Annotated in this window: 1 protein-coding gene; it reads left to right on the forward strand. The window is 39.6% G+C overall.

Translation table 11 applies throughout. The features are described from left to right. Nucleotides 1–122 precede the first annotated feature (122 nt). Nucleotides 123–1,450 (forward strand): IS3 family transposase gene (locus GLV97_RS19675; RefSeq protein ID WP_160890398.1). Its coding sequence is split into 2 segments (ribosomal slippage): nucleotides 123–495 and nucleotides 495–1,450, totalling 1,329 coding nucleotides; the frame shifts between segments, so codons are not numbered across the junction. Nucleotides 1,451–1,491 lie beyond the last annotated feature (41 nt).

Below are 1,491 nucleotides of genomic sequence, written 5' to 3' on the forward strand. Positions count from 1 at the left end.
TGAACTATAACCCGAATAATGGACACTTATAAAAAAGTGCCCCGTTATTCGGGTTATTTCTATCTCTAGAAATTTAACCCGTTTATAATGAAAATAAGTTTATGAACGGAGTGGATGGAATTATGAGTAAACAACTATATTCAAATTTGGAAATGAAACAACTGGAGGCCAACCCAAATGTGATAAGGGTTTCAGATCGTTCCATTACCTATCACCCTCATTTTAAGAAAGTCGCCATTCGTGAATATCAAAATGGAAAGTTCCCTACTCAAATTTTCGAGGAACACGGATTTGATTTGAGTGTTGTGGGAAAGAAGCAGCCAAAGCGATGCTTGAAGCGTTGGCGTGAAACCTTTGAAAAGCACGGAGATCTTGGGCTTGAGGGGGAGCGACGAGGGAAAGGCAGTAAAGGCAGACCTTCTTCAAAAGAACTCTCGGCGGAAGAAAAGCTTGAAAAAGCAGAAGCCCGTATTAAGTACTTAGAGGCAGAAAATGACTTCCTAAAAAAGCTAGACGAACTCGAGAGGCAGGCGTTGAAGAAACGAAAATAGCTCCAGCTGAAGTCTATCAACGGATTGAACAGACCATCCGTAAGTATTCTATGAAAAATATGGTGTCTTACTTATGTACATTCGCGGGGGTGAGCCGAAGTGGCTATTATGCGTGGATACATAAGGAGTTTGAAAGACAGGTCCGAGATGAAAAAGATGAAAAGGATATAGAGATGATTCGATCCATCTTTACACAAAACCAAGAAAAAGTAGGAGCTCTTCAAATTAAAATGATCCTTGAAAATGATTATGGGGTAATCATGAATCATAAGAAAGTCCGAAGGTTGATGAGGAAATTTGGACTCAGGGCGAAGATCAGACAAGCGAAGCCTTACAAAAAAATGATGAAAGCTACCCAAGAACACCGTAGGTGTGAAAATCATCTGAAGCGCAAATTCAAACAAGAAGAACCAGGTAAAGTCTTTTTAACCGATATCACCTATACGTATTATGGCAGAGGCCAAAAAGCTTACCTTTCTTGCGTGAAAGATAGTACAACAAACGAAATTGTCGCTCATCATGTATCTACTTCGTTAGGTATGGATATCGTATATCGGACTCTTGAAAAACTTGAAGAAGCCGTTAGGTATTTTCATCCGGAAGCCATGATTCATTCAGATCAAGGCTTTCATTACACTCACCCTCATTTTCAATATAGAGTGAAAAAAGCTGGCCTTCTCCAGTCGATGTCTCGCAGAGGAAACTGTTGGGATAACGCCCCAATGGAATCATTCTTTGGTCATTTGAAAGATATGGTGGATCATAAAGCATGTGAGAGCTTTAACCAACTAAAAGAAGAAGTGAACAACTATATAAGTAAATATAATAACGAGAGATATCAGTGGAAGTTAAATAAGATGACCCCGGTACAATACCGAGGCCATCTCTTAGCTGCCTAAGGCTCTTTTTATAAACTGTCCATATTATGGGGTACAGTTCA

Origin of the sequence: Halobacillus litoralis (assembly GCF_009856355.1) — a bacterium.
Lineage (GTDB): Bacteria > Bacillota > Bacilli > Bacillales > Halobacillaceae > Halobacillus > Halobacillus litoralis_B.